At 69.1% G+C, this 3,376-nt stretch carries 5 protein-coding genes (1 of these 5 only partly in view); 3 read left to right on the plus strand and 2 right to left on the minus strand.

Translation table 11 applies throughout. The features are described 5' to 3' along the window. The 3 genes from FrCorBMG51_RS15175 to FrCorBMG51_RS15185 form a co-directional block, all read left to right on the plus strand. Positions 1–117, plus strand: the 3' portion of a protein-coding gene (locus FrCorBMG51_RS15175) for an ABC transporter ATP-binding protein (protein ID WP_086055477.1). It extends 864 nt beyond the left edge of the window; the window shows 117 of its 981 coding nt (coding positions 865–981); its start codon lies beyond the left edge, outside the window; its stop codon occupies positions 115–117. Positions 118–123: 6 nt separating this feature from the next. Next, positions 124–990, plus strand: a complete 867-nt coding sequence (locus tag FrCorBMG51_RS15180) for an ABC transporter permease (RefSeq protein WP_052914707.1) — start codon at positions 124–126, stop codon at positions 988–990. Positions 991–1,183: 193 nt separating this feature from the next. Then, entirely contained in the window at positions 1,184–2,518 is a 1,335-nt protein-coding gene (locus tag FrCorBMG51_RS15185; RefSeq protein WP_047223709.1) for an LLM class flavin-dependent oxidoreductase, read from the plus strand. A 104-nt stretch (positions 2,519–2,622) separates the two neighbouring features. Here FrCorBMG51_RS15185 and FrCorBMG51_RS15190 read toward each other — a convergent pair whose 3' ends face one another. Continuing rightward, positions 2,623–3,063: a peptidoglycan-binding domain-containing protein gene (locus tag FrCorBMG51_RS15190; protein ID WP_047223710.1), complete on the minus strand. Its 441-nt coding sequence runs from the start codon at positions 3,061–3,063 to the stop codon at positions 2,623–2,625. Positions 3,064–3,186: 123 nt separating this feature from the next. Then, a partial coding sequence (locus FrCorBMG51_RS29015) for a hypothetical protein (RefSeq protein ID WP_162233223.1) occupies positions 3,187–3,376 on the minus strand: 190 nt, incomplete at its 5' end.

Raw genomic sequence — 3,376 nt, forward strand, 5'->3', positions numbered from 1 at the left:
CCCGCCGTGGTGCGGCTGGCGCGGCACCCGCGCAGGCCGGCGGGCACGAGGAGCACACAGGAACAGCGGGGCGCGCGGGGCAGGCGGCGGCCGCGGGGCAGGCGGAGAGGGAAGTGACCAGCGTTGGCCATCGTTGAGAACACCCGTACCGAGGCCGGAACCCGGCTTTCCGCGTCCGCCGGCTCCCCGGTCGCCGCCTCTCGCCGTAGCTGGCTGCCCAGGGTGGGCCGGATCGCCGGCGGGATCTCCCGCCGGGTGGTGGGCATTCTGATCCTGTTGGCCGCCTGGGAAACGCTCCCGCGGCTCGGCGTGGTCGACCGGGTGTTCCTGCCGCCCTTTTCCGAGGTCGCCGACGAATGGGTGGTACTGCTGCGCAGCGGCGACCTGTGGGAGCACACCTCCGCCAGCCTCACCCGGGCGGCCAGCGGTTTCGCCATCGCCATCGCCATCGCGCTGCCGTTGGGACTGCTCATCGGCTGGTTCCGGCTGGCGGCACAGTTCCTCAACCCGGTGCTCGAGGTCTTCCGCAACACCGCTCCGCTGGCCCTGCTGCCGGTGTTCGTGCTGATTTTCGGGCTGGGGGAGACCTCGAAGATCGCCATCATCGTCTATGCCTGCGTCTGGCCCGTGCTGCTGAACACGATCAGTGGTGTCCAGGGTGTGGACCCCCTGCTCGTGAAATCCGCGCGGTCGATGGGGCTGCCATCGGTACGGCTGTTCCAGAAGGTCATTCTTCCGTCTGCTGTGCCGACGATTTTCACAGGCGTCCGGCTGGCCGGGGCCTACGCGATCCTGATACTCGTCGCGGCCGAGCTGGTCGGTGCCCAGGCCGGGCTCGGCTATCTGATCAACTATGCCCAGTCGAACTTCGCGATTCCTGAGATGTACGCGGGAATCATCACGGTCTCGGCTGTCGGCCTCATCATCAACCAGGGCCTGCTCGCTCTGGAACGGCGCTTCACGAGGTGGCGGGTCACCTCGAACTCCTAGCGCGCCGTCCGCGCAACGCGGCCGGTATCCGTGGCCGTCCGCGCGGAACATGATCCAGGCGAGTTTGCCGTTGTGTACGCTTTTCATCCCCACCGGCGCACACAACGACAAACTCGTGGCGATCTTCTCCGCTGGCCCGCCGGAGCAGCCGTTCACCCGTCCGTAGGAATTCGTCCGTGGGAAGAGGGACGTGATGTCTGCCGCTGGCAACCGGAAGTTTCATCTCAACGCATTTCTGATGAACGCCGGGCACCACGATGCCGCCTGGCGGCATCCCCGGACCCAGCCCGAGCGCGCCACCGACCTGACGTATTTTCAGGAGCTCGCGCGCACGGCCGAGCGAGGCAGGCTCGACTCCCTCTTCCTGGCCGACGGGCTGGCGTTGTGGGGCAAGGTCCGGCACAACGTGCTGGGCGGCTTCGAGCCGATCACCCTGCTCTCCGCGCTGGCCACGGTCACCGAGCACATCGGCCTGATCGCCACCGTCTCGACGACCTACAACGAGCCGTTCCACGTCGCCCGCAAGTTCGCCTCCCTCGACCACATCAGCGGCGGGCGGGCCGGCTGGAACATCGTCACCTCCGGCAGCCTCGACGAGGCCCGCAACTTCGGCCTGGACGAGCACCTTGAGCACGGCCTGCGGTACGCCCGGGCCCGGGAGTTCGTCGAGGTCGCCACCAAGCTGTGGGACAGCTGGGAGGACGACGCCCCGATCATCGACCGGGCGGGCGGGATATACGCCGACGCCGGCAGGATTCGTCAGATCGGGCACGTCGGCGAGTTCTTCCGCGTCCAGGGGCCGCTGAACGTCCAGCGTTCCCCGCAGGGCTATCCGCTGCTGGTACAGGCGGGTTCGTCCGAGGACGGCAAGGAGTTCGCGGCCCAGTACGCCGAGGCGGTCTTCACCGCCCAGCAGACCCTCGCCGACGGCCAGACCTTCTACAAGGACCTGAAGTCGCGCCTGGCCCGTTACGGGCGCGCGCCCGAGGACGTGAAGATCCTCCCCGGTATCTGCCCGATCATCGGTGCCACCGAGGCCCGGGCCCGGGAGTTGGAGGAGGAGCTCACAGCGCTGCAGGTCCCCGAGTACGGCCTGGCGCAGCTGTCGAACATGGTCGGCGTCGACCTCACCGGTCTCCCGCTGGACGGGCCGCTGCCCGACCTGCCCGACGAACGGGACATCAACGGCAACAGGAGCCGGTTCACCCTGGTCAGCGAGCTCGCCCGCCGCGACGGGCTGAACCTCCGGCAGCTGATCGCCAGGTTGGGCGGTGGCCGTGGGCACCGGGTCTTCGCCGGCACGCCGGAACAGATCGCCGACCAGCTCGAGGAGTGGTTCACCCAGGACGCGGCCGACGGCTTCAACATCATGCCGCCGTTCCTGCCCGGCGGGCTGACGGACTTCGTCGACCTGGTGGTGCCGATCCTGCAGCGCCGAGGCCTGTTCCGCACCGAGTACACCGGACGCACCCTGCGCGAGCACTACGGCCTGCCCCGCCCCACGAACCGCCTGGCCATCCAGGCCTGACCGCCGGGCTGAGCCGAGCCGGCGTCGCCGTCGGGCGGGCGGGGCGGCGCCGGTGGGCGGGGCCGGTGCCCACCGGTTCGCGTCCGGTCGCGGGCTGGTCGTGGTCAGTTGCCGGGTTCGTCCTTGACGAGGCGGTTCCAGGTGGTGGGTCCGACGATCCCGTCGACGGTGATGCCGGCGTGCTGCTGGAAGCCGCGCACCCAGGCGTCCGTCCGCCGGCCGAAGACACCGTCCACGGGGAGGAAGTTCCCGGGGTCACTGATCCGGGCGTTTGCCTGGTCCTGGACGGCGCGTACCGCGTCGCCCTTCTCACTCCGGTCACCATCACGGACGGTGATGATGAGCGCCGGCCAGCTCTGGTCGCCGACGGCACCGTCGACCACGATCCCGGCGGACGACTGGAAGGCGCGCACCGCCGCCTCGGTCGCCGGCCCGAAGACACCGTCGACGGTCACCGAGTATCCGTGCGCGCGTAGCAGGTACTGGACGGTCTGTGCGGGTTCGCCGCTGCTGCCGTTCTTCTGCAGGGGCCAGGTCGCGGACATGCTTGAGCCTCCTTGGCGGTTGGTTTCGGGGCGACCGGTGGCGGCCACCTAGAAACACTATGAGTGATGATCTTATATCTGTCAGTCACACATCCGGCCGGGATGGCTGCCCGCGTCAGGTCATCAGGTTGTGATCTCCTCGTTGATCGTGCTCGGATCGTTCCACGGCCGTTGCCGCGGCAGCTTGCGGTGCCGCAGCGACCCCGTCCGCAGGGACAGGTAGGCCACGGCCGACAGCGGGATGGGCAGCCAGAAGTTCGCCAGCCGCCAGGTGACGACCCCCAGCAGCGCCACGGCTCGGGTCGAGCCGAAC

This window comes from Protofrankia coriariae, from assembly GCF_001017755.1.
GTDB classification, from domain to species: Bacteria; Actinomycetota; Actinomycetes; order Frankiales; family Frankiaceae; genus Protofrankia; species Protofrankia coriariae.